Genomic DNA, 24,049 nt, shown 5'->3' with positions numbered 1-24,049 from the left:
CTGTATCTACCATCAGGGGTAAGTGTGCCTGTCGCAATGTTGGCAGATCTAAGATACAGCTTGGGTACCAGAACATCTTGGGTTTTGGTGATGCTATTGCCATCTTTGTCTTTGATGGTGTAGGTGATAGACTCTTTCACCAGCCAAACGATGTCAGTAGTAAGATTTGCCATCTGATCGGCAGTGAGTGCGTTGCCAAGCGTGTAGCCGAACTGTTTGGCTGCCGTGATGCCATTATCCATTAAGGCTTTGTAGGCTTCTTCGTTACTGTGATAATCGGTGTTGATGTGTCTGCCTGTCAGTAGATAATACTGATCTTTAATACGAGCTTGTTCACCATAGCCATCAGAGAGGCGTTTGTGGATGTGATTTGGGTCTGATTGTAATGCTTTTAGCATATAATCAGACGATAGCCACTGTTTGTAATCGGTGAACGCAGGGTCAGTTTGGATCAGTGGCAAGTTAGGGTCGTCAGCAGTGATGATGTATAAGGCTGAAGTTGGTAAGGTGATGGTGTCATCATTGACATCCTTGATGATGGTAGAGACATCATTGCCTGTCGCTGGTTTATCAATACCTGTGCTACTTGGTGTACTGTTGATGGTGGCGTTTAAGATGGGCAGCTGATACGTTGCTAGTGGCGCAAAGGATTGTGTAAATATGCCGCTAGCAATATCCACACGCTTGTGCCTGCGACCTGCACCAGATGAGACCACTGTACGACTGACATATCGACCATTTTCAGTGACTTTGGTTTTTTCACCATACAAACCATTGTCAGGTGTTTGAATGACTCTATCACCAAGCACTGCAAAGCCTAAACCTGCATTCATTTGGCTTTTATCATTAATTAAGGTGTCGCCATGAATGATAAGATTTTGTCCCGCTACCATACGAGCAGGGTCAGAAGTCAGAGTTTTGTCTTCATAGACAACAAAGTCTACCGTGATTTCATCAATCTCTTCACCAACACGATAATAGCGTCCGTTTTCTTGCTTGACATACAAAGCGCCAGTCGGTGCACCTTTTTTACTGGTTGGACCTAAATACGCTTCATCGGTGGTGTAGATGTTTAGGGCTAAATCCACATCGCTTTTATTTTTGTTAAATTGGCGGTTGTATGCTCTAAATTGCTCGCGATTGCGATAAAGTGTTTGCCTGTAAACAGATTCTGCTTCTACCTTAACCGTATGCTTTTTAAAGTCAGCATTGGTGTTTAGCAAGGTTTTGGTGTCAACTTGCATCTCCCCACCAGACTCAATGGTTGCGCCTTTATTAACAACCGTCTCTGCTTTGCCTGCAGCTTGCTGATTGTCATCTAGACTACCGCCAATGTGCAGACTACCCAAGCTTGTGATTAAAGCCTGATTGTCAAAGCCGTCATTGAATTTACCCGCTCTGTCAGGGTTGGGGTGGTTGTTTAAGTGATTCACACCAATATCCAGACGCTGTCTGGCAGCGATGACAGGGGCAGTGTGGTGAGTATCGATATCTTTGGCTTTTGCTGGTGTGTTATTGAGCGTGTCAGCTTGGATGGCAAGCTGTGTGCCATAGATACGACCACCTGACTGATTGTTGATTGTATCCTTGGCTTTAATAACCGTGGTTTCGCTGTTGATTAAACCTTGGTTTGTGATATCCGTTTGGCTAGTAATCTGTGTGTGATTGCCGCTTGTGATGATACCTGCTTGCGTGTTATCAATGTGATTGGCATTCAGTGTTAATGTTTGACCTGCGGTCAATTGGCTTTGATTAATCAGCTTACCACTTGTTGTAAACGCTAAGCGATTGGCAACAAGCTTATCTTGATCGGTATGGGTATAGTCCACTTGTTGGGTGATGGTAAGTGTATCAGCCGTGATGATGCCACCGTTTTGTAGCTCTTTGGCAGTAATGTCTGTTTGCTTTGCTGCAGTGATGCTACCACCTTGATTGATGATGTTGTCTTTGGCGACAAGTGTGATATCGGTGCCGCTTGTTAGGCTACCGCCTGTGTTGATGATGGCAGATTCACTGCCAATCACCATGCCATTTTTGGCAGTGATGCTGCCTTTGGTATTATCAAAGCTCTTTAATTGCCAGTTGATCTCATCTAAGGCGATTTTACTGTCGGTGTTGGTCAGGGTGTTGGTATTTAGGCTTTGTGCATCGATGGATGCTTGCTTGGTGTTACTGGTCTGATTAGCCGTGATGGTAATATCACCTGTGGCTGTGATGAGTGCTTGATCGTTTGTGTTGTGAATACGATTGGTAGCAATGATATGGCCACGAGCATTTGGGATGGGTTTGGTTTGTGCGTTTGCACCAGAGTCACTTAAAGCAGGTGGCTGTGGGTCTGTCCCCAAATTACCTGTACTGCCTGCCGTACTGTCTTTCGGCTGATTGCTAATACTGCCAGCACTTTGATCACTGCTTGGGGCAGAGGGTGTAGGGATACTGGTTTGTCCATACAGGCTTTGACCAATCACCGCTTTATCAATGTTGATCAGTGTATCGGTCGTGATATCAAGCTTACCTGTACCGGTTTGGATAAGCTGACCGGTGTTATTCAGCTTATCAGTATTCACTTGCAAAACACCGCCATAGACACTGCCACGGTTTTCAATCGCTTCTTTGGCTGCAATCTTGGCGGTTTGGGTGCTGTGAATGATGCCTGTGTTATTAAGACTTGCGGTATTGATGGCAATGTCTGCTTGCTTGCTTAACAGTATGCCGTTGTTTTGAGTAGTGCTGCCATGGGTGTTGATGGTGACAGCATCTTTGGCTAGGATTTTACCGGTATTGACCAGATTGCCTTGGCTGTCCAAGGTGAGCGTACCAGCACCAAGCTGTTGTCCACTACCTGTGGCTGTAATGACCCCTTGGTTATTGACCCCAAAGCCTTTGTCAGTGCCGATAAGATGGATTTTACCTGCATACATCCCACCAAGATTTGAGATGTCCAATGCCAAGGTTGGCGTAGCGCCTTGTTGCTCCTTATTGGTGGTTTGATTGGCAGATGATGTGCTTGTTTGTTTATTGATGGCAGTTAATTGTGTGAAATCGCCATCTTGAAGATGGACACTGTTTTCACCTAGAATAACATCAAGTTGTCTGCCAGCATAGATTTCATCATTAATCTGCACAGCTTTGGCAATGAGTGCGGCATAATCCGTGCCTTGTAGGTTTAATTTGCCATGGGCGGCAATATGACCTGTGCCAACCTCATAACCTGTCACTTGTCCTTGATTAACTTGGCTGTTTGCTGCTGCCAGATGCACATTAGCTGCATTGATAAACCCAGCACCATTGATGACAAGCCCTGATGGATTGGCAATGATGACATCGGCTTTTTTGCCTGCCACTTCAATAAAGCCACCCAAATGACTTGGGTTGTTGGAATTGACTTGGTTTAAGATGGTAGAAGCTTCCCCACGAGCCATATAGGGGTTAGCCGCCACAAAGCCTGCGATTTGGGTACCCACCGCTTTACGGTTGTTATTTAATACAGCACCTGTGCTACCCACATCAAACTGGCTGTAATGATTATTGGATAAGCCACGAGCATTAGGCGTGGCGATATTGACAGAAACCACACCACTTGCGGTGTTTAATACAATCGGCTGTAAGGCTTTATCAGCGGATTTATCTGCAATGATGGTGGTGGGGGTGTTGGCATGGGCAGCTAAGCCTAGGCTAAAGAGGAGTGATAATGAAAGAGTTTTTAAGCCAAAGCCTAAACCCAATTTAAGTAATGAGGTGGTAGGGAGTGTACTACCGCTTGTGCTTGGATTGTCAGATTTGCCTTGTGATGTTGTCTTTTCAGACACCACCACAAGTCTTCCCAGGCTTTTACTAAAGATCACACGATAACAAAAACGATTCATAATAAGTCCAATGACACTGTCAGAGTCTAATCTTGATCAACCAACTTATCTGCCAATGCACCAACTCTTAGCAACAAAGCAGTAATATTAGGCAGATATTAGCATAGATGTGTTTAAAAATAAAGTCTGATTGATTCAAAAGGTGGAATTTTATTTTTTATCAATATTTAAAAGATACTCTGTATAATCAGATGATTTCTGGTTTTATGATACTAATCAGCATCTATGGCTACTATGCAATTCTGTTTATAATCACAATATTTAAAAAATGATTTAATTTTTTTAAGATAAATCAAATGATGATAAAATCTAAATAAAGCATCTTGCAATCATCAAATTCATCAGTTACAATCGGGTAACTTTAAATGCTGATTGGACGATCATGACACGCTTTTTTTTAAAACCGCTGATCCTAACAACTTGGACTACTTTGGGATTAATATTACAAATCAATGCCGCACAAGCAGCTGATGATTTCTTGATTGCCAACACCACCAACCAAACCCTAATCCAAACCCAAGATGCTCGCAATCAGGCATTGCTAGAACAATTGGTACCAAATCCAAAAGTGGTGGCAGATACACCGTCAGAGGTTTTGATGGTGAGCGTTCATTATCGGCGGATAATGGTATCTTGGTAAGACAGGATATTAGCTTTTATCCAAGCTTTTTAAATCAGCAAAAAGCAAACAGCCAAAACAACATAAGAAACAGTCAAGCCAGCCATGCCATTTATCTGGGAATGGATGCAGGCTACATCACCAACCACGACAAAAGCCAAAATAAGCGACTGCTTGGACAACATTTAGCAGGTGCTTTCATTGGCATCAAAGGACACTACACACCAAATACAAGTAACCCCTACCTAAGTTTTAACTATGACATCTTCACCTCAAAAGCAATCAGTGAGCCCACAGGCTTTTCAAACAAAGATTGGGTGAGTGGTGTGAGCTTGGGGATGAGTTTTTAAAAGCAAGTTGACACAAACCGTCAGTTGAGCAAATTGGCTTGGCTGGTGGTTTTTTATTGGGTGGTTATTCAGGATAGAATACACACTTCAAATCAAGTAGCTTTTATTTCACAATTGACATACCAGATGCTCAAAACAAGAAATAAAATGCCACTTGTTTTTAGATGACGTGCTTTATCTAATAACCATGTTATAATAAAATACCAATTTATTGTATTGAGTATTAAATTTATTGTATTGAGTATTAAAATGAACCATATTAAGTCGCTCAAAATTGAAAACTTTACCATTTTACCCAATGAAACATTATATTTTTCACCTAATTTAAATGTCATTGTGGCAGAAAATGCTGCAGGCAAAAGTCATTTATTAAAAATACTCTATGCATTATTAGAGGTCACATCCGATAAAAAACAGAAAAACAGATTGTACAAAACTGATTTGCAAAAAATATTTGCAGATAAATTATTGGCGGTTTTTCGACCCGATTCCCTAGGAAGACTGGTCAAACGACAAAATAAAAGTAGTCGTGCGGAGCTAGTTTTAACCATGGGGTCGAAATCCACAACCCATCTTGATTTTTCTAATCATGCTAGCACCCAAGTGAATATTAAAAATATTCCTGATGAATATAATGACATACCTGCTTTTATTCCTACTAGGGAGCTCATCACCTTATCTCACTGGTTACCTGATGCTTATGATGATGTCGCCACACCATTTGAGGAAACCTGGGTGGATACTTGTAGATTATTACGCTTCCCAGTACTCAAAGGTCCTAGGGCAAAAACAGCTAAAAAGCTGCTCATGTCATTGGAAGAAGCCATGGGTGACAAAGTTATTATGGATAACTATAGTGGTCGATTTTATTTAGGCAGTGTGGAAGCGCCACTGGTAGCAGAAGGCATGAGAAAATTCATGATGATTGCACATTTGGTTGCGACCGGTTTATTGTTGGATAAAGGTTATTTATTTTGGGATGAGCCTGAATCTAATTTAAATCCAAAATTAATTAAAGTAGCTGCTAAAATTATTTTTGAATTATCTCAGCAAAATATTCAAGTATTTATTGCAACACATTCATTATTTTTATTGCGAGAACTAGAAATTTTGCAAAACAACCAATCTCAAGCACATTATTTCTCACTAATAAAAAATGATGGCTTGATACAAATACAGCAAGGTAAGTGTTTAGATGATTTAGATACCATTGTTGCATTGGATGAAAATTTAGCACAATCAGAACGTTATTTACAGTTATGAGTTGAGATAAATATGATTATTACTGAAGATTCTTTAAGCTTTCATTTTGAAAGCGATATTGTTGCAAGTAAATACGATGATTGGAGTCACTACAGAAACCAATTTCAAAACAAATGTAGTGCTGATAATAAAGCAGTGGATATTATTGCATATCGCAAATCAAAAGATATGGTGTGGTTATGCGAAATCAAAGATTTTCGCATAGGTACCAGAAACCCAGATAAACCGCCATTAGAACAAGAAATTGCACAAAAAGTTCGTGATTCTTTGGCAGGGTTGGTATCTGCTAAATTTTGTGCGAATGATGAAAAAGAACGCTCCTTCGCATGCAATGCTTTAGCATGTGAACAAATTCGTGTGGTTTTACATATTGAACAACCCAATGGCAAAAAGCAAATTTATAATTTATCAGATTTGAAAGATAAATTAAAACGCTTATTAAAAGCGATTGATCCTCATCCATTGGTGATAGATCAAAAACTATTGAATCAAGACAAGGTAATACCTTGGCAGATACCATAAGCCATTCAAAGCCCATCACCTCTATATCGAGCAATATTTACAATAACAGTGGCTTGGTAAAGCCCAAATTCGAAGCAACACTCATTGTTGTCTCATCTCCCTAACTAGATACCCCTCAAGTAAAGACGCCACCGAATAGTTGGTGTTTATCTGAATGTATTTAGCAATCTCAATAATTGTGGCTGAATTACGAGCAAGTCTATCTTCCAGCTCAGTAATTCTAGCTCCAAGCTCTTTATTTCTCTTAACTAGCGCAGCTTTAGAGTTGCGCCCAGCATCTGATTCAAGAGAACTGGAACTTGTTGGCTCAAACTCCATAAACTGCTTGTATTTATATCGCTCGATTAGCTCTTTTCTTCGATGTGTACTCAGGATACTTAAGCCGCTACTTTTAATCAGTCCCTTCATTTTTAATCGCGCATACAGACTTGAAGCACTAATAGGGGACTGTTCAATTCCTTCCATCAGCATTAATTGCAATTCTTTTTCAATTTCTATATCGAATGCTTTGCCTCTCATTATGATACCTCGTTAATTTTATGTTGCTCCAGGGCAAACAGTTGTGCTAATGCTTTGAATGAAGTTGTCGAATCAAGAATCTGTTCAATTTGCACAACATTCAATGACGTTAAATATTGAGACAGATTTACCTGAAGATTAGTTAAATTTTCTTTCGAATGATTCATGCGTACCAATGCTTTATCATAACCAGATGTGGTTTCTTGTAAATCTTCTAAAATTTTTATTTGGTCTTCTAGTTGACCCTGTTTTGCGGGCAGCTTTGCATATTCATCCATGCGACCTGTTAATGTAAAATGCGGGCAAAACTCACCAGACTGACACTTTAAACGATAAACACACCCCCAGTTGATCATTTGCTTTACACAAAATCCAATCGGAAGGGGGAGGGTTTGGGAGTTCTTCTGAGACACTTCTTCCAACTCCATATCTTCACCTAGTTCATCCAATGCAGCCTGACAGCCTACCAAAGTATCAGAAAGAACATCAGCACCGCTTCGCAAATACGAGACAAAATCTTTGCTACCATCAAAAGTACCTAAGTCAACCTTCAAGTTTGTATCCAAATCAAGATTTGGATTATAAGCAATGCAGCCTGTTTTTTCCACAATTTCTTGCGGTGTAATGTAGTCAATCTCGCCAGACTCTACACCATCAGTTGAAACCGCAGATACATGAACAGTTTTTGCTAACAGGTTCTCTGTTAGATGTTGATAGTGATGGTTTTGCCCAATGTCGAGGCGACCCATGAGCATAGCTTGTAAATGATCTTCAACCCCAGCAATCGCCAAAAAGGTATTAATATTATGCCTTGGAATATGGGTTTTCAATTTACTAACACTACCATCTGGTTCAACAAGATTATATTTCTGAAAAACCGAGATATTTCTGTTAGCACCCAAAAAATCATTCATGACTTTATTGGTAAATGGATTAGGTACTGTTTTAAAGATTAGCTGTCTATTCATTGATGTAGAGCCCTTAAAATGCAAAAATAAAAGCTCCTCATAGCGAACCGAATACACTTTTCCACTGTCGTTCCATTGATGCGTACAGGGATTGAATTTATTACACCCAGAAGAAATGAATTCCTCTTTAATCATACTTTCAATATCGTCTCGATGATAAAACACTTCGCCATACTTGGTCATTCTCTCTTTTCTTTCTGGGACACCTTTATTTTTTAGCACCCTGCGAATATTATCTCTGGCTGCTGCCATACCACGCGTTTCGATTGACTTGCTTTCAAAAAATAATTCAACATATCATCCCGATCCAAATACTCATCCAAAAACAAACTGGTGCTCGTAGGAATATAGCTTTGGAACTTTTGAATTCGCAAATCTATCAAAATATCACGCATCGGCTTCGTAATATGCAATACATTTTGATAAATCATTTCAACCAGCGGAACAGCAAGCGGCTCCACCCAATGGATTCTTTCCCCAGCGCCCTTGGCGCCATGGTATTTAATTCCCAAATAATAAGTAGATATACCTTTTTTTCTAAATCTTTCTTTCAGTTCAGAATCAGGTATAGATCTTTTCACCAATGAATCAAAGCGCAAATTACAAACTTCAACAGATCGAAATCCTGTAATAATAAGCAGCAAAAGAAAATTTAGAGCCAGTCGCTCTCCATCTGTACGCACACGATGCATCAGCTCTATTACATTAATAAATGTTGCAATCGAAATCAAATAATCCCCGCCCTCAATATCAAAACCACCAAAAGCTTGACGATTATCCTCCTGTCGCTGCTTGAGAGCCTTTTCAGTCATTGAGCTCATACTAAGATAAGGGCTATCTGAGACATAATCCAACTTGGATTGAGTGAAATTTAAAAAATTGACATACCGCTGCAATGCAACACATAAGCCTTTATGATCTGGTAATCCGTTTGCATTTTTAAGTTCAGCCGCACTAAGTGAGGCCATGGCATGTTCAAGGATTTTTGTCTCCAGGTAAACTGGGTGTGATTTGCCAAACGAGAGCAGGGCGGCATACCAACGCTTTAGCATAATTAATACTTTAACAGCTTGGGCAGCAGAGATGGACCCACCATTATTGCGATACCTAGCCACAAGAACGGCCTTCATAAAATCCCTATAGGATAAATCTGAAATATCCATAGGGCTATTTAATATCCCTTTTGTTTTACCAATTTTTTTAAAATTGAGTGATTGGGTGCTATTACCCTGCAACCAGCCAGTTCCCTTCCTTCCTATATGCCATATATCGTCTTTCCACGCATGGGAACAATCTTGTGCAAGATATTGATGGTAGAAACTTTCTTGTTCATTAATAAATTTTTCAAAGTTTTTAAAGCATATTGTCAAATCATTTTGAATCATTATTTTTCTCCAATGCATATACATGACAGCGATTAATAACTGACTGTATTTCAATCAGTGTCGTTTCATACGATTGCACAAGTGGATTGTTTGCACACCCGACGCTGTCAGATAGCTTAATCAGAGCATCACATTCATCTTGGGTGCTTTTTAGTAGTTTCTCATGATTGCCATCGTCAAACGGTCGAAAGTATAAACAGCCATAACAGTTGCGTACCATAGAAAAAGGGCAGTCGGTTTCATATGTACAACCGCCAATTTCAGTATGCATCTTGCCACCAATAAAATTTGCAACTCTTACCCCCGACCACGTTTTAGATTGCACAATACTTCCAGTCATCATCATTGCAATCATATTTTGCCAAACAGCATTGCCACCAAGCGCATGGTGTCTAATCATGGCAAGTTGTGGCGTTGCTTCAATATAGTTCTTTGCCGACACTAAAGATGCATGCCCTAAAATGTAGGATATTTCCTCAGCGCTAACTCCTTGCATGGCTAAACTTTGCCCAACATTATGTCTAAAATCAGACGCACAGAAACTAGGTGGGGCCACCAGACCATCTTGTACAGCCATCTGATAGCTCTCGGGGCTTAATTTGAGAATTGCCTTATTGATAGCGTGATACACCTGCATTGGAGAGGATGAATGCTTAGGAAATAGTTTGTCTTCTCCATTTAATGCTTGTTGTTGGATGTAGAATGTCAGAATTTCGGCAACCTCTATTGGTATTGCAATGAGTATTTTATCCAATCTAACTTTGGTTTGCTTGGCATAAGTGATATACAAGCTATATTTAGGCATTTTGCTGGACGCCAAATCGACACGAACATCTTTTGCTTGTAAGTTGGCAATTTGGCTTGGTCTAGCCCCCGAAATATAGCAAATAGAAAGTATGCACATAGATCTCAGTTCAGCAATTGACCGACTGGAATTACAATTAAATTTATTTGACATTAAATTTGCGTGAAATTTAATCAATCCAGTTGCGATTAAATTTTTTGTAAATACATCTATGGCGTCCATTTCTGCATTGCTATAAATGCCATCACGCCCATCAGTAGGGCGGGGTATAAATTCCAGCCCATCATAATCATTGGGCGAAAAACCCTCCATGCTTTCAAAACACAAAATTTTAATACCAAAGAGAATGGAGGCAAATGCTTTTGAATTTTTGCAATGAGACAGATAATCCTCTAATACTAAAAAGTTAAATTCACCGATATTTTCACAGTAGCTCAAACATTCTGACCAGCTGCTGCAAACAGACCTCAGACTGCTTGCCATATTAACTGATGCGTACTTATAACAAAAATATTTCAGCAACTTTGACTGCAAATAATCTTTTGGAAAATTAATATATTCTCTGCTGCCAGAATAATAAATCCTCCAGGTGTCACTTGTTGCAGCTATCCATTTATCATCAAAATATCTCGCAAATGGCAAAAGGATTTTTTCAGGGACTAGTGTTTTTTCAATAAAACATTCTTGCTGTGCGGTAAACATTTATTCAATATCCTCCAATGATAAGTTAAAGTCCCGATTTTCATGCTTTAGACGTTTCAGGTTGGCGTCATTTGCATTTTCAGCAATAAAGCGACTAGCGTATAAATCTGGCGTAGTACTCTTTTGGCTCCAACCTCCCAAATTACACAATTTTCCTTTTGCATCATCCATAATTCCTTGTATACTAAAACTAACCCCATTCATCCTAGCTTTTTTAAGATTTTGTTTTTCGGTTTCAAGATAGAAGTTTTTCAGCGTCCTATATGCCCAGGTATGACGAGTGGTATGCGGCGTAAACTTTGGCATAGAACCCAGTCGATCGCGGAGTATTGGATCGTATTCCATCTGATTTTTAATCACTTGGTCAACTTGTAAAAAAATTCCATATACAGCTCGATACGTTAGTGGTGTATCTCGTTTTTTGGCATCAGATAAAAAAGGAAATTGGAGCCACTGTCCTTATCTCGAAACCTTAGAATATATAATTGCAAGTTTCTATAATCTTCATCAGTAAGATTTAAAACTCTAATGGAATGTATATTTTTGACAGAGGGACGCTGTTTTCTAGTGTCATGCGCTCTCCCGCAGTTTATTTTAAGCATAGGGGAGGTGGTAGCCTTCTCAATTGACCCTAGCTCCAAAGATAATAATTCGCCAATTCTAAGCCCATATTTAAACATTAAATCAATTATCAGATAGTTGCGAACCTGTAAAGCCTGTGTTTTAAAAGGATTTAATGCATTTGGATTTTTGGTTGTACTAGGTCTAATAATTTGGCGCACAATCGCTTCGGCAAAATTATCCAAACTACCAAACATGAAATTGCGCGGTCTTTTTCTAACCAAGGCGCCAAAATGACGCTTAAGCTCATGCAGGTGGCTTAATTCATGAAATGATGATTTGCCACCCTTTAAAAGATTAACAATAAATTCAAAGAAGCAACATACATCTAAAACTTGCTGCGCCAATGAGGCAGCTGAAGTCTTTGACAAGGGGGCGTTGTCTATATACTGATCAACCAGATACATATGAAATATTTCAAGCTCATATGGCAAGAATGAAAAATCCTTATCAGCCTTGGAGATTGAATAGCAAAAAGTGTACCCAATTTTGTTATACCAATACTCGTAAAATCGACGAATGTGCAATAGAACATTCTGTTGCGTCGTTGGAGCTCTAGCCACCAGTTTATTTACACAATATAACATTGGATAGAGCAACGGCAGCGTAGTCTCGCAGTCAATAAGTACAAATGCACGCTTATTCAATATTTCGATCTTTTGAATAACAAACATAGGAAACCACCAGTATTTCAGATATTATGAACTTTATGAACTAAATGGAACATAAAATATGTATACCGAAAAAACTTTATAAATCAAGAAATCATGGTTCATATTATTTTTTTATATATCATATACTTACAAAATAGAATATGAAGTTATGGTGCATTTCATATTATTTAACATAATATATATTATACGAAGTATAAGCAACCAAGCCAAGAAAGCGTAATTTGCTTTCTTGGCTTGGTTGTAGGATTATTAGCGGCTCATTGAGTTGTCAGATTTGCCCAGAGCTTGTCAAGGCGCTTAGCAGATACTGGCTGTGCCGTTTTCATCGGCTGTGCAAATAAATTAATGCGATACTCTTCAACAAGCCAACGATATTCTGCAAACTTAGGATTTTTGACACACGTCGCCAACCGCTCCATGTGCGCATCTAATAGATAAACAGCATCCAAATCCGCCTCCAGATTATGCTGTAGCCTATCCAGACGAATATTTAGCGCCTGTAAATAACGGGGATACTGACGCCAATGCTGATAATCGGTCTGATACACAAAATTAGCCAACTGCAAGTCATCAAGCTGATCTTCAATGTCTTCGATATTCTCACCGAAAATCTCCTGATCTAGCATCAAAAGCTTGCCACGGGCTGTTTGCCATGCGGTATAAATCTCTTTTAAATTTCTTAAGATTTCTTGACCAACTAATAAAAAATTCTTTAGAATCAAGTCCTGACAATATTCAAACTCACGCTCATCAAGTGGCAAATGTGCGATGAGCCATTGATTATGCGCCGTTATTAGACCTGCAATTGCCGCTCTAGCATGGTCGCCATGTTTGCTGACAGGCTGACGATCAAAATCTTGTCCATGTTCATAAAGGCAAGCTTCCAAAGTCGCATGTACGACAATATTTTTTAGTTTTTCTAAATCACCAAGCGGCGCAAAAGCCAGTTTAAACGCTTTATCAATTTGGCTTGTCAGCTGCTTTTGTTTGGCACCCAAACGCCCCTTAATGAGTGTTAAAACGCCCTTTTTATGCTCAGCCAAAGCAGCATTAATCTCTGTGAATGTCGCAATAAAAACCGCACTTGAGTTAGCGTCTGCTTTGAGCGCGGAAAACTCTTGCATGACAATGCCTGATGTGTGCTTATTTTTGACAAAATTAAAATATTCGGGGAAATGATGGTGCAGCCCCTGTTCAACAGCGATGCTTTGAACACTGGTTTTGCGGTGGCGCGCCTGTAATCTAACCAGGTCGCGGCTTTTTTCGATCACACGGTTTTTATCATCCACCACACAAATCAATGGACGCAGGTAATCTTCAACCTTATCAGGCGCAAAATCTTGAACTTGTGTTTGCACACCGAGCGTCTTTAGTGCCGCCACCAGCTGATCTAATAAACCCATCTTTGAGCTTGCATCCAATTGGTGAAAAATCTTTTGGCAAGTATCTGGAATGGGGACAATCTGTCGGCGAATTTCTTTAGGCAATGTTTTTAATAATTGTAGTACTAATTCATAACGCCACCCTGAGATACCCCAAAGCAGTGCCACAGGATCAACCTGTACCAATGCCTTAATCGGCACACGCACAGTCACGCCATCGTCATCAGCAGCTGGGTCAAACACATACGACAGTGGTAGGCGCACGCCACCCAAATGCCAGCTTTCGGGAAATTCTCGGTCATCATCGACAGATTCATTAAGCACATCTTCATCACTAAAATGCAAAAAGTTGGGCGTTTTGTTTTCAGCGTCATGATAAAATTCTTCAAAACTTTTGCGGCTGGCGACATGATCAGGGATTTTGGCGTCATAAAATTGATATAAGCGTTCTTCATCGACCAATAAATCTCGGCGTCTAAGCTTATCTTCAATACGCTCAATGTCTTTGATTTTATTGGCATTATCTGCCAAAAATTTCATCTGCATCCCATATTGGTTGGCAACCAAAGCATCACGAATAAAGATTTCTCTGGCTTGCACCAAATCAATTTGTTCAAAATTCACCAATTCTTTGGCAATCACAATCAGTCCAAATAAACTGATTTGAGCATAAGCACGCACACGCCCTGCTTTTTTTGACCAATGCGGTTCAAAATAATGATATTTTAATAAATTCGGTGCTGCTTTGATGATCCATTCAGGCTCAATCTTAGCCAGTGTGCGCATATAAACTTGTGAAGTTTCCACCACCTCAAACGCCATCACCCACTGAGCACCCTTTTTGTGAAGCGTGCTGGCAGGAAAAATGCGGGCTTTTTGGCTACGAGCCATCAAATATTCGCCCACCGTATCGGTTTTATGCGCCACAAATGACAAAAGCGCACTCAAAAGCGCACGATGAATATTGGCATAATGAATGCTTGTTTTGTCATCGATGTCATGTTTTAAGGCTTTGGCACCCACGAGTGCTTGTTTGATGGATTTTTGACGAGATGCGCCAGACTTAAGCGATAATCGAGTGCCCTTTTTGGTATCAGTTTTTACACCATTTTGGTGGTTTTTTTGTTTGTTAATCTCAAAACCCATCTCCGCCATCATCTCACTAAGCTGTCTGTGAGTTTTTTGCCATTCACGGATGCGTGCGTAGCTTAGATAATGTTTTTTGGCAAAATTGCGGCGAGCATTACTGCCAAGCACTTGATTGTCATTGGTTGAGTGCTGATCAAACAGTGCTGCAAATAATTCTAAATAAAATAAAAAATCTGAATCATCTTTACGAAATAATGCGTGCTTTTGATCAGCTTGGGCTTGTTTATTGATTGGGCGTTCACGCACATCTTGAACCGCCAGCGCTGACACGATGATCAAAATGTCCGCCAAACAATCAAATGTATCACCCGCCACAAGCATTCGAGCCAAGCGTGGATCGATGGGCATTTTTGCCATTTGTTGCCCGATTTTAGTTAGACTGCTAAGCTGTGTGCGTCCCTTTTTGGCGCGTGTTTTGGTAAAACTTTTGTCATCAAGCGCCCCCAATTCTATCAAAAGCTTACGACCATCATTTACCAATCGCAAGTCGGGCGGTGTGATAAAGTCAAAGTCATTCACATCGCCAAGTTGAAGACGCTCCATCTGTAAAATTACTGATGCTAAATTGGTGCGTAGGATTTCAGGTTCGGTAAATTCTGGACGACTGTTAAAATCTTCTTCAGAATACAACCGAATACACACCCCAGACGCCACCCTACCGCACCGCCCTTTTCTTTGATTGGCGGCAGCTTGACTGATTGCCTCGATGGGCAGTCTTTGGATGCGTGATCGATAGTTATAGCGAGAGATTCTGGCAAAACCCAAATCAATCACATAGCGAATATTAGGCACTGTCAACGCAGTTTCTGCGACATTTGTGGCGATGACAATACGCCGCCCTTTGCCCGATGGCGCAAAGATTTTTTGCTGCTCACCATAGCTTTGGCGTGCAAATAATGGCAAAATCTCTGTATGGGCAGGCGCATATAACATCAGCACTTCTTGTAGCTCACGGATTTCGGCTTCTGTTGCCGCAAAAATTAAGATATCTGCCTGATCTGGATGCCCCTTAGCGCGCGCATCTTCGAAGCATTCATTAACCGCTGCTGTCAAAGCGCGTGGCAGATTGTCCTCAATATCATCAAATGCATCATCATCTTGGCTAGATACGATGGTATCAGTCAAGGGGCGATAGCGTACCTCAACAGGATAGCTGCGACCCTCAACAATATACACAGGTGCAGGTTTGCCATGTACTGTAAAATAGTCAGAAAACCTTTGGGTGTCTAAAGTGGCGGAGGTAATGATAACTTTTAGATCGGGGCGCTTGGGCAGAAGACGCTTTAAATAGCCCATGATAAAATCAATATTTAAGCTACGCTCATGTGCTTCATCAATGATGATGGTATCATAATTTGCCAAAAACTTATCAGAACCCAATTCAGCAAGTAAAATCCCATCTGTCATCAGCTTGACAATAGAATGTTTGCCGCCTTCTTCGGTAAAACGAATCTTAAAACTCACCGTCTGACCAAGCTCTTCGCCAAGCTCTTCGGCGATACGTGTCGCTACTGAGCGTGCAGCCAAGCGGCGCGGCTGCGTGTGACCGATTTGACCAGCGACACCACGACCTGCCATCATGGCAAGCTTGGGGAGCTGCGTGGTTTTGCCAGAGCCTGTCTCGCCTGCGATGATGACCACTTGATGCTCACGGATTGCTTGGATGAGCGTCTCAGCTTCGGCAGTCACGGGCAAATCATGATTAAGTTTTTCTGACAGATTTTTTGGGATGCTCTCCATGCGCTTGGCGACCTGTTCAGCGGAGCGCTCATAGACAGCGTCATAGCGTATTTTACACTTGGCTTTCAGATCGCCTGTGGTCGAATCCACTTTTTGTTTTAGTTTATATAAATAATGTCTGTCTTTGGCAAGGACTGGTAAATTATCAGTAGAATACATATTTTTAAGTTATTTTTGTCTTATTAAAGGCGTTAAAAGTATTGGTTTAAATGCATTGATGTATGGGCTTTTGGTTCATTCATGGGTCTATATGAGGGCTTGAATGTATTAATAAACCGTGTATTGTAAATAAAATCATCAAAACCTGCAATTTTCTGTTTGGGCGGCGACTTTATGGCGCTATACTGGCGGCAGCTCCAACTCATATCTTTAGCAAATCCATTAACTTATGCTATAATGCTAAGTATCTTTTTTGCCCAGTTGATTGTCAATTATGAACGAATCCATTAGCCTTATTTCACTGATCATTGAAGCAAGTATTGTTGTTAAATTGGTCATGGCGCTACTACTTTTGCTGTCTATGATCAGTTGGGTGCTGATTTTCCACTTGAGCGCTAAAATTGGTGGCGCTGCTAGGTTTGATGAGCGATTTGAGCGGTGGTTTTGGACTGACGACATCGACCGTCAGCTGTCTGTTGTGCAGTCAGAATCTGGGCGCACAGGGCTTGAGGCGATTTTTTATACAGGTTTTCATGACCCAAATCATCAAGACGCCTCGCTTAGCGATGATAAAAAAGTACAACTCGTTGAGCGCCGCTTACGCATGGCATTAGGTGGTGAGCAAGTCCGTCTTGAAAAAGGATTATCGACGCTTGCAACGATTGGTTCTGTTTCGCCTTACATCGGATTATTTGGCACGGTGTGGGGGATTATGAATGCGTTTATTGGCTTGGGTCAAGCCGAATCGGTTGGTCTTGCAACCGTTGCTCCGAGCATTGCTGAGGCATTAATTGCAACAGCACTCGGTTTATTTGCTGCCATTCCTGCGACAATGGCCTATAATCATTTTACCGCCAAATCGAATGCACTTTATGAAAATCGTAGCTTGTTTTGTGAAGGCTTAATGAGCACATTGGTTTCCAATTTGGCAAAAAAGAACACCACATTAACCCCATAGAGCGTATTATGGCAACTTCCAATCGATTCACTCGTCGCCAAAGACCGCTGAATAGTGACATGAATGTTGTGCCTTACATTGATGTGATGTTGGTGCTTTTGGTGATATTTATGGTAACTGCGCCGATGCTTGCCACAGGCGTTGAAGTATCGCTGCCAAAAGAAGACACCAAGCCCATCACACAAGCTGATGAGCTGCCCGTCATTGTCAGCCTTCAGTCAGATGGCAGCTTATATGTCAGTCATAAAAATGCCATTGATGAGCCGATCACATCCGACAGGCTGGATGCGCTGCTACGCCAGATGCATCAAGAAAATGCCAATCTCCAAGTGATGGTCAATGCCGATGCAGATAATCCTTACAGCCAAATCATGCGTATTATGGCATTGATTCAAAATGCTGGCGTCACACAAGTCAGCTTACTCAGTGAATCCGCTCAGTGATGCATGACAATGAATGAGGCAAACCGATCAATGCGTTCTGATCATGATCAAGCAGCAAATTTTGATAAATCTGCGCTAACTTTACCGATTTTAGCCAGTATCTTGGTGCACGCCGTGATCATCATCGCGGTAGCGGCGCCACTGATCACGCCGCCTAAGTCTGATACCGCCATCCAGACCGCTTTGGTCAATCAAGAGGCATTTAATAGCGCTAAGACAGCCTTGATGACTCATCACGCCAATCAAAATCCCAAGACTGCCAACGCTTCAAGCGCCATCACACCTGGCGACAAAGCGCTCATGCAAGCCCAAACTCAGCGCCGCTATCAGCCTCAGGTCTCAACTTCAGCCTCCACTGTCCAAGCTTATCATCCGCTGCCCGAATCAGCGCCGCTTGAATCAAGCCGACAAAGCGCGCAAGTTCAGCAGGCAAGCCCTAAGCCCACTGGCCAGGCAGAATATTCTCATAATGTATCAGGCTCTGAGCAGGCGACTGGTGGCGAGCCTGCACCAAGCCGAGCACAAATCAATGCTGCCATCAGCTCGGTCAAGCAGCGCATTGAGTCCATTTGGAAACGCTATCCTAAGCAGCCTAATCAAACCATCACCTTTCAGGTGAATATCGATCAACAGGGCAATGTCACCTCAATCCAATTTGGTAGCGGTCATCCTGATTTGCGTGAATCCGTGGAAGCGGCAGTGTATGCTGCTGCGCCATTTTATGAGCTTGGTGGTATTCGTGATAGTATTCGCTTGCAGTTCACCACAGAGCAGCTTATTATGGATCATAGCCAAACACCCAATGAGCCTTAATCACTGATAATCATCATGGAATTTTTATGAAATCACCTGTTACCAAAGCTTGCCTTGCTCTGACAATTAGCCTCGCTGCCGCTTTGACGCACGCTTATGCTGATGATGAGCTGATTGTCATTACCGAGCAAGTCGCCCAAAGCCGATACCCTGTGGCAGTCATGCCTTTTTCAGACGCTCATCAAGTCAGTCATCATCTAAGCTTGGCAGGTCTTGGCACCACCCACCAAAACTTACCGCAGCACACCCAAGCCAGTAGCGAGATTCTGCGCAATCTGACGACATGGCGCAACCAAGGCTTTGAATATGTCATTTTGGCACAGTCGCATCAAATTTTGGGAAATAAGCTTGCAATTAATTATGAAATTATTGATACTGCCAATGGTTCGGTGAGCGTCAAGCACACCCAAATCAGCGATAATCATCCTGCCGCTGTACAAGCTGCCTATCGCCAAATCAGTGATAAAATCTATCAAATCATCACAGGACAGCCATCGGATTTGATGGGTAAAATCGCTTATGTGGAAGAAAGCGGATCGCCACAAAATAAAATCTCATCTCTTAAATTGATTGATCCAAATGGTCAGCTTATCCGCACGCTAGATACGGTCAATGGATCGATCATGACGCCTGCGTTTTCTCCCGATGGCTTGAGCATTGCTTATAGCGTACAAACAAAAAATAATCTGCCCATCATTTATATTGTGCCTGTATCAGGTGGCACACCAAAGCTTATCACGCCATTTTGGGGTCATAATTTGGCACCAAGTTTTTCGCCAGACGGTGGGAGTATCTTATTTTCAGGTAGTCATGAGAATAATAATCCGAACATTTATCGGCTCAATTTGCACGCCAACCACTTAGACACCCTCACCACATTAGCTGGCGCTGAGAATTCGCCAAATTATTTGGCGGATGGGTCAGGATTTATTTATACCGCTGATAAAGGCACACGCCGCCAAAGCCTATATCGCTATGATTTTGGCACGACGCATAGCACCCAGATCGTCTCTCACGCCACCAACCCACGCTTAAGCTTAGACGGTTCAAAGCTTGTGTATGTATCAGGGGGACGGGTCATCATCGCTAATGCTCAAGGTCGCGCTCAGCAAAGCTTTGGTGCCTTGGGCACCGATGTGTCTGCCAGTTTTTCGCCCTCAGGCACACGGATCATCTACACATCTAATCAAGGCAACAAAAACCAGCTCATGATCCGCTCGCTATCAAGTAATGCCACACGCGCCATTCCCACCTCAGGCACGGCGCGTGATCCAATTTGGTCAAAATAATACTAATATGGATGTGTCAACCAAAATGCCGAAATACCGCGCTCAGCCACGATTATTCGTGGTGGGTATGACGGCAGGCTTGATCAGCTTGAGTGGCTGTCAGCACATTCAAGTGACAAAAAGCCCAATGCCTGTCGTCGTCCATACGCGCGAAAAATCGCCACCCAAACCTGAGGCTGCATCAGCCGACGCTCTACCCACCAAAAACCACCCAACCCCTACAACCATACAGCAGCCTAGTACGATATTTATTTTGGAAGATTGGTTTTAGGCAGTTTTGGCAGATTCAAAATATAGTAACAGCTCATTCACCTTATCAATTCTAGCTTGGGTATCCATAAGCGCTTGGCTGGTGTATCGGATAGCAGTTGCGCCATTCATGCGATAACCGTCATTGGACTGAATCAGCTTAATAATCGCCAATCCATCAATCGGTGTATCGGCACGAAACTCAATATTGATGGTGCTTTGGGTTGCATCAATCTTAGTAATCCCTAAGGCTTTGGCTCGTATGCGAATGCGATGCACCGCAAATAAATTTTGGGTTTGGGTGGGTAATGTGCCAAATCTGTCAATCATCTCAGTACGAATGTCTATGAGCTGATTGACATCATCTAAGCTACTGATTCTTTTATAAAATACCAAACGCTCATGCACATCGCCCAAATACTCATCAGGTATCAGTGCCGATGCATGAATATCAATATCACTAACCAAATCCAGCGGTGTGGCAAGACTCGGTGTCTTGCCTTGTTTGATGGCATTGGTAGCACGCTCAAGCATATCCATATATAAGCCAAAACCAATGGTTTGCATATTACCAGATTGCTCTTTACCTAAAATTTCCCCAGCACCACGAATCTCTAAATCCTCACTGGCAAGCATAAATCCTGCACCCAAAGTGTTGGCTCTGGTGATGGCATTTAGGCGTTTTTTGGCATCACTTGATAAACCTTTCAATGATGGCACCATCAGATAGCAGTATGCTTGATGATGGCTACGACCCACACGACCACGCAACTGGTGCAACTGAGCGATACCAAATTTATCCGCTCGGTGAATGATGATGGTATTGGCATTAGGCACATCGATACCTGTCTCGATGATGGTACTGGCAACCAAAACATTAAACTTTTTATGATAAAAATCATTCATCACCGCCGAAAGCTCACGCTCATTCATCTGCCCATGTGCTACCGCTACTCGTGCTTCACCGACCAATTCACGCAGTGTATCAGCTGCCGCCTCGATACTAGCAACATCATTATGTAGATAATATACCTGTCCGCCCCTGAGTATCTCCCGTAAAATTGCTTCTTTGACTGTCTCATCAGATTTGGGTAATAAAAAAGTCTTAATCGCCAAGCGTCTGGCGGGTGGTGTGGCAATGATAGAAATATCCTGCATGCCTGATAATGCCATATTCAAGGTGCGTGGAATTGGGGTGGCAGTCATTGACAAACTGTCAATATTGGTTTGTATTGCTTTAATACGCTCTTTATGCCGTACGCCAAAACGATGTTCCTCATCAATAATCATCAAACCAAGCTGTTTGAATTTAACATCATCTTGAATGAGCTTATGCGTACCAATCACAATATCCACCGTACCATCTGCCAGCCCTGCTAAAATAGCATCTTGATGTTTTTTGTTGCCAAATCGTGATAAACTTTCAATCTTAATGGGCCAATCAGCAAAGCGATTTAAAAAGCTGTCCTCATGCTGTCCTGCCAAAAGTGTGGTAGGAACAAGTACAGCAACTTGATAGCCCGCCTGAACGGCAATGAATGCCGCACGCATCGCCACTTCGGTCTTGCCAAAACCAACATCACCACAGATAAGCCTATCCATCGGCTTATTTTGCTTCATATCGTGCATCACCGCACGGATAGCTTCAGCTTGGTCAATGGTTTCTTCAAAAGCAAATTGGCTGGCAAATAGCTCATATTGAGACATATCAATATCAAAACTGATGCCTGATTTGGCATTTCTACGAGCCTGCACATTTAAAAGCTCGGCGGCAACATCATGGATTTGTTCCAAAGCTTTTAGCTTGGCTTTTTCCCATTTGCCTGAACCAATTTTAGACAGGCTGACTGTCTGCAAATCTGAGCCACTGTATCGTCCGATCAGTGCCAAATTGGTAATAGGTACATAAATACTGGCATCATCGGCATATTTTAGATGAATAAATTCTTGCTCACCTTCACCCACATCCAGCACCACCAAACCTTGATAACGCCCAATACCATGTTCAAGATGAACCACCAACGCCCCTTCGGTCAACTCAGTTACCGACTTAATCAAAAAAGCCTGTGAAACACTTGATTGACGACGACGGCGTGTTTGAAGCACCTGCCTACCAAAAATTTGTGTCTCTGAGATGATGCATAATCCGCCAGTTTCATCACGCAACCAAAGACCACGCTCAATCGGTGCAACACTCAAAGCAATACAATCGGCATTAAAATCATCTAAATTATTAATAAATTCTTGATAATTATCAACTACTTTGACAGTGACTTTATCTTTTAGTAGCTCAAGAATAATTTCACGGCGACCAGCACTTTCAGCGACCAATAAAATCGGTACTTGCCCTGATTTGATGAATGATAGCAGTTCTGATAAAGGCTCAGCAGCTTGATGATTAATCGGCAAAATCGGCGGCGGTAAACTGGCTATGGCACCAATTTTTGCCGTGTCATGGTTTGTGTTGATAACAACTCTGGGATAGGCTTTCAATGCTTGATGAAATTCATTATTCGCCAAAAATAAATAATCAGGCGGCATAATCGGCAATGATTTATCATGCGCACGCGAATGATGGCGTGCTTGGATTTGCTGATAATACTCATCATGACAAGCACTAAGATTATCATGACTAACCACCAGTGTATCATCGGGCAAATAGCTAAATAAATTGCCTGTTTTCATCCATGCGTCAAGCTCAAAAAATAACGGTGCATAAAACTCAATTCCCTGGGGCGCGATGGCTGCCATGACATCATTATAAAATTCTATCTTGCGGGCGCTGGCATTAGGAAATAGGCTCGCAAAATTTTGGCGAAACATCTCTTTGCCTTCTTCCAAGGGAAATTCTCTAGCAGGCAGCAGGCGAAATTCGGTGATTTTGGCAGATGATGGTAGCTTTTGGGCGTGATGCGTATTCATGCCTGCTTGGGCATCTTTTTTTAGCTGAGCTAAATCATTATCGGATAAAGTACGCTGACTGTCAGGATCAAAAAATTTGATTGTCTCAATGTCATCATCAAACAAATCAAGACGAAAAGGCAGGCTTTGACCAACTGCAAAAATATCGACAATACTGCCTCGAACCGCAAATTCTCCTGGTTCAAACACATTCTCCGTCTGCACATAGCCCGCTTTGGTTAATCGAAGTCGCTGTTCATTAATATCAAATTTATCACCGACAGCCAAATCAAAATGCTGCCCTATCAGCCAGCTTGGCGGTGCGATACGCTGCATTAATGTCTGAGTACTGACCAATAAGACACCAGTTGTTGGCATTCTCGTTAATAAAGCAATACGCTCTGAGATAATATCTTGATGAACAGACAGCTGATCATAAGCCAAAATCTCCCAATCTGGAAAAACATGTGCATCAATGCCAAAAAAAGACAGCTCAGTATCCAGCTGATTCAGTTCATTTTGATGATTGGCGATCATCACAATCAGTCGCTCTTCACTTTTGGCTGCCAGTGCAAGCCAAAAACTCAAATCAGCACCGCCAAGTAAGGGTAAAGTTGCCTTAAAATTTGCCTTGGTTGGCAAATTTAATTTGGGCTTAAGTGTATCAATCAT

The 24,049-nt window shown here is 41.8% G+C and carries 18 protein-coding genes; 9 read left to right on the top strand and 9 right to left on the bottom strand.

Annotated features, from left to right (window positions below; all coding sequences use genetic code 11):
* Window positions 1-3,866: filamentous hemagglutinin N-terminal domain-containing protein (locus AO382_RS02555; RefSeq protein ID WP_154806248.1), on the bottom strand; the 3,866-nt coding region annotated here is incomplete at its 3' end.
* 382 nt (window positions 3,867-4,248) lie between these two features.
* Here AO382_RS02555 and AO382_RS02550 point away from each other — a divergent pair.
* The 4 genes from AO382_RS02550 to AO382_RS02535 all read left to right on the top strand — a co-directional run bounded on the left by AO382_RS02550 (window position 4,249) and on the right by AO382_RS02535 (window position 6,620).
* Window positions 4,249-4,506, top strand: a complete 258-nt coding sequence (locus AO382_RS02550) for a hypothetical protein (protein WP_064617869.1) — start codon at window positions 4,249-4,251, stop codon at window positions 4,504-4,506.
* The gene (locus tag AO382_RS02545; RefSeq protein ID WP_162270568.1) at window positions 4,404-4,835 is read left to right on the top strand and encodes a ShlB/FhaC/HecB family hemolysin secretion/activation protein; all 432 of its coding nucleotides are present in this window, start codon (window positions 4,404-4,406) and stop codon (window positions 4,833-4,835) included. The genes AO382_RS02550 and AO382_RS02545 overlap by 103 nt, the downstream gene beginning before the upstream one ends.
* A gap of 249 nt (window positions 4,836-5,084) precedes the next feature.
* On the top strand, window positions 5,085-6,098 hold the full coding sequence (locus AO382_RS02540) for an AAA family ATPase (protein ID WP_064617865.1): 1,014 nt from the start codon (window positions 5,085-5,087) through the stop codon (window positions 6,096-6,098).
* Window positions 6,099-6,110: 12 nt separating this feature from the next.
* Window positions 6,111-6,620: a hypothetical protein gene (locus tag AO382_RS02535; protein ID WP_064617862.1), complete on the top strand. Its 510-nt coding sequence runs from the start codon at window positions 6,111-6,113 to the stop codon at window positions 6,618-6,620.
* Between the two features lie 81 nt (window positions 6,621-6,701).
* On the opposite strand, the gene AO382_RS02530 is transcribed toward AO382_RS02535, so the two are convergent.
* The 7 genes from AO382_RS02530 to hrpA all read right to left on the bottom strand — a co-directional run bounded on the left by AO382_RS02530 (window position 6,702) and on the right by hrpA (window position 16,724).
* Window positions 6,702-7,139: a hypothetical protein gene (locus AO382_RS02530; RefSeq protein WP_081261338.1), complete on the bottom strand. Its 438-nt coding sequence runs from the start codon at window positions 7,137-7,139 to the stop codon at window positions 6,702-6,704.
* Entirely contained in the window at window positions 7,139-8,359 is a 1,221-nt protein-coding gene (locus AO382_RS02525; RefSeq protein WP_115346501.1) for a hypothetical protein, read from the bottom strand. The genes AO382_RS02530 and AO382_RS02525 overlap by 1 nt, the downstream gene beginning before the upstream one ends.
* Window positions 8,323-9,492, bottom strand: coding sequence for a hypothetical protein (locus AO382_RS02520; protein ID WP_064617856.1), 1,170 nt, complete (start codon window positions 9,490-9,492; stop codon window positions 8,323-8,325). Before AO382_RS02520 ends, AO382_RS02525 begins: the two co-directional genes overlap by 37 nt.
* Window positions 9,479-10,999, bottom strand: a complete 1,521-nt coding sequence (locus AO382_RS02515; protein WP_064617854.1) for a site-specific integrase — start codon at window positions 10,997-10,999, stop codon at window positions 9,479-9,481. The genes AO382_RS02520 and AO382_RS02515 overlap by 14 nt, the downstream gene beginning before the upstream one ends.
* Complete coding sequence (locus tag AO382_RS02510; protein ID WP_147286443.1) at window positions 11,000-11,344, bottom strand: hypothetical protein; 345 nt, start codon at window positions 11,342-11,344, stop codon at window positions 11,000-11,002.
* A 56-nt stretch (window positions 11,345-11,400) separates the two neighbouring features.
* Window positions 11,401-12,294, bottom strand: a complete 894-nt coding sequence (locus tag AO382_RS02505) for a site-specific integrase (RefSeq protein WP_064617850.1) — start codon at window positions 12,292-12,294, stop codon at window positions 11,401-11,403.
* 257 nt (window positions 12,295-12,551) lie between these two features.
* Window positions 12,552-16,724: an ATP-dependent RNA helicase HrpA gene (hrpA, locus tag AO382_RS02500; protein ID WP_064617848.1), complete on the bottom strand. Its 4,173-nt coding sequence runs from the start codon at window positions 16,722-16,724 to the stop codon at window positions 12,552-12,554.
* Between the two features lie 274 nt (window positions 16,725-16,998).
* On the opposite strand from hrpA, the gene AO382_RS02495 reads away from it, so the two are divergent.
* Genes AO382_RS02495 through AO382_RS02475 form a run of 5 tightly spaced genes read left to right on the top strand, consistent with a single transcriptional unit; the run spans window position 16,999 to window position 20,498 of the window.
* Window positions 16,999-17,682, top strand: a complete 684-nt coding sequence (locus tag AO382_RS02495) for a MotA/TolQ/ExbB proton channel family protein (RefSeq protein WP_064617846.1) — start codon at window positions 16,999-17,001, stop codon at window positions 17,680-17,682.
* An 8-nt stretch (window positions 17,683-17,690) separates the two neighbouring features.
* Window positions 17,691-18,125, top strand: coding sequence for a protein TolR (gene tolR / locus AO382_RS02490; protein ID WP_064617844.1), 435 nt, complete (start codon window positions 17,691-17,693; stop codon window positions 18,123-18,125).
* 30 nt (window positions 18,126-18,155) lie between these two features.
* Entirely contained in the window at window positions 18,156-18,938 is a 783-nt protein-coding gene (locus AO382_RS02485; protein WP_064617931.1) for a TonB C-terminal domain-containing protein, read from the top strand.
* A 26-nt stretch (window positions 18,939-18,964) separates the two neighbouring features.
* Entirely contained in the window at window positions 18,965-20,227 is a 1,263-nt protein-coding gene (locus AO382_RS02480; RefSeq protein WP_064617842.1) for a PD40 domain-containing protein, read from the top strand.
* A 13-nt stretch (window positions 20,228-20,240) separates the two neighbouring features.
* Window positions 20,241-20,498, top strand: a complete 258-nt coding sequence (locus tag AO382_RS02475; RefSeq protein WP_227513604.1) for a hypothetical protein — start codon at window positions 20,241-20,243, stop codon at window positions 20,496-20,498.
* Here the strand turns inward: AO382_RS02475 and mfd are convergent.
* Complete coding sequence (gene mfd, locus AO382_RS02470) at window positions 20,495-24,049, bottom strand: transcription-repair coupling factor (protein WP_064617927.1); 3,555 nt, start codon at window positions 24,047-24,049, stop codon at window positions 20,495-20,497. The two genes, AO382_RS02475 and mfd, sit on opposite strands and share 4 nt — an antisense overlap.

The sequence above is a fragment of the Moraxella catarrhalis genome, from assembly GCF_001656295.1.
GTDB lineage: Bacteria > Pseudomonadota > Gammaproteobacteria > Pseudomonadales > Moraxellaceae > Moraxella > Moraxella veridica.
This window is presented reverse-complemented; position numbering and strand designations above follow the sequence as displayed.

Bases quoted from the DNA above. Each gene is read 5' to 3' on its own strand.
- AO382_RS02510 (WP_147286443.1), bottom strand. From the start codon at position 11,344: ATGGAATACGATCCAATACTCCGCGATCGACTGGGTTCTATGCCAAAG.
- AO382_RS02515 (WP_064617854.1), bottom strand. From the start codon at position 10,999: ATGTTTACCGCACAGCAAGAATGTTTTATTGAAAAAACACTAGTCCCT.
- AO382_RS02485 (WP_064617931.1), top strand. From the start codon at position 18,156: ATGCGTTCTGATCATGATCAAGCAGCAAATTTTGATAAATCTGCGCTA.
- AO382_RS02525 (WP_115346501.1), bottom strand. From the start codon at position 8,359: ATGGCAGCAGCCAGAGATAATATTCGCAGGGTGCTAAAAAATAAAGGT.
- AO382_RS02535 (WP_064617862.1), top strand. From the start codon at position 6,111: ATGATTATTACTGAAGATTCTTTAAGCTTTCATTTTGAAAGCGATATT.
- AO382_RS02495 (WP_064617846.1), top strand. From the start codon at position 16,999: ATGAACGAATCCATTAGCCTTATTTCACTGATCATTGAAGCAAGTATT.
- AO382_RS02505 (WP_064617850.1), bottom strand. From the start codon at position 12,294: ATGTTTGTTATTCAAAAGATCGAAATATTGAATAAGCGTGCATTTGTA.
- AO382_RS02520 (WP_064617856.1), bottom strand. From the start codon at position 9,492: ATGATTCAAAATGATTTGACAATATGCTTTAAAAACTTTGAAAAATTT.
- AO382_RS02550 (WP_064617869.1), top strand. From the start codon at position 4,249: ATGACACGCTTTTTTTTAAAACCGCTGATCCTAACAACTTGGACTACT.
- hrpA (WP_064617848.1), bottom strand. From the start codon at position 16,724: ATGTATTCTACTGATAATTTACCAGTCCTTGCCAAAGACAGACATTAT.
- AO382_RS02530 (WP_081261338.1), bottom strand. From the start codon at position 7,139: ATGAGAGGCAAAGCATTCGATATAGAAATTGAAAAAGAATTGCAATTA.
- AO382_RS02480 (WP_064617842.1), top strand. From the start codon at position 18,965: ATGAAATCACCTGTTACCAAAGCTTGCCTTGCTCTGACAATTAGCCTC.
- tolR (WP_064617844.1), top strand. From the start codon at position 17,691: ATGGCAACTTCCAATCGATTCACTCGTCGCCAAAGACCGCTGAATAGT.
- mfd (WP_064617927.1), bottom strand. From the start codon at position 24,049: ATGATTGATACACTTAAGCCCAAATTAAATTTGCCAACCAAGGCAAAT.
- AO382_RS02540 (WP_064617865.1), top strand. From the start codon at position 5,085: ATGAACCATATTAAGTCGCTCAAAATTGAAAACTTTACCATTTTACCC.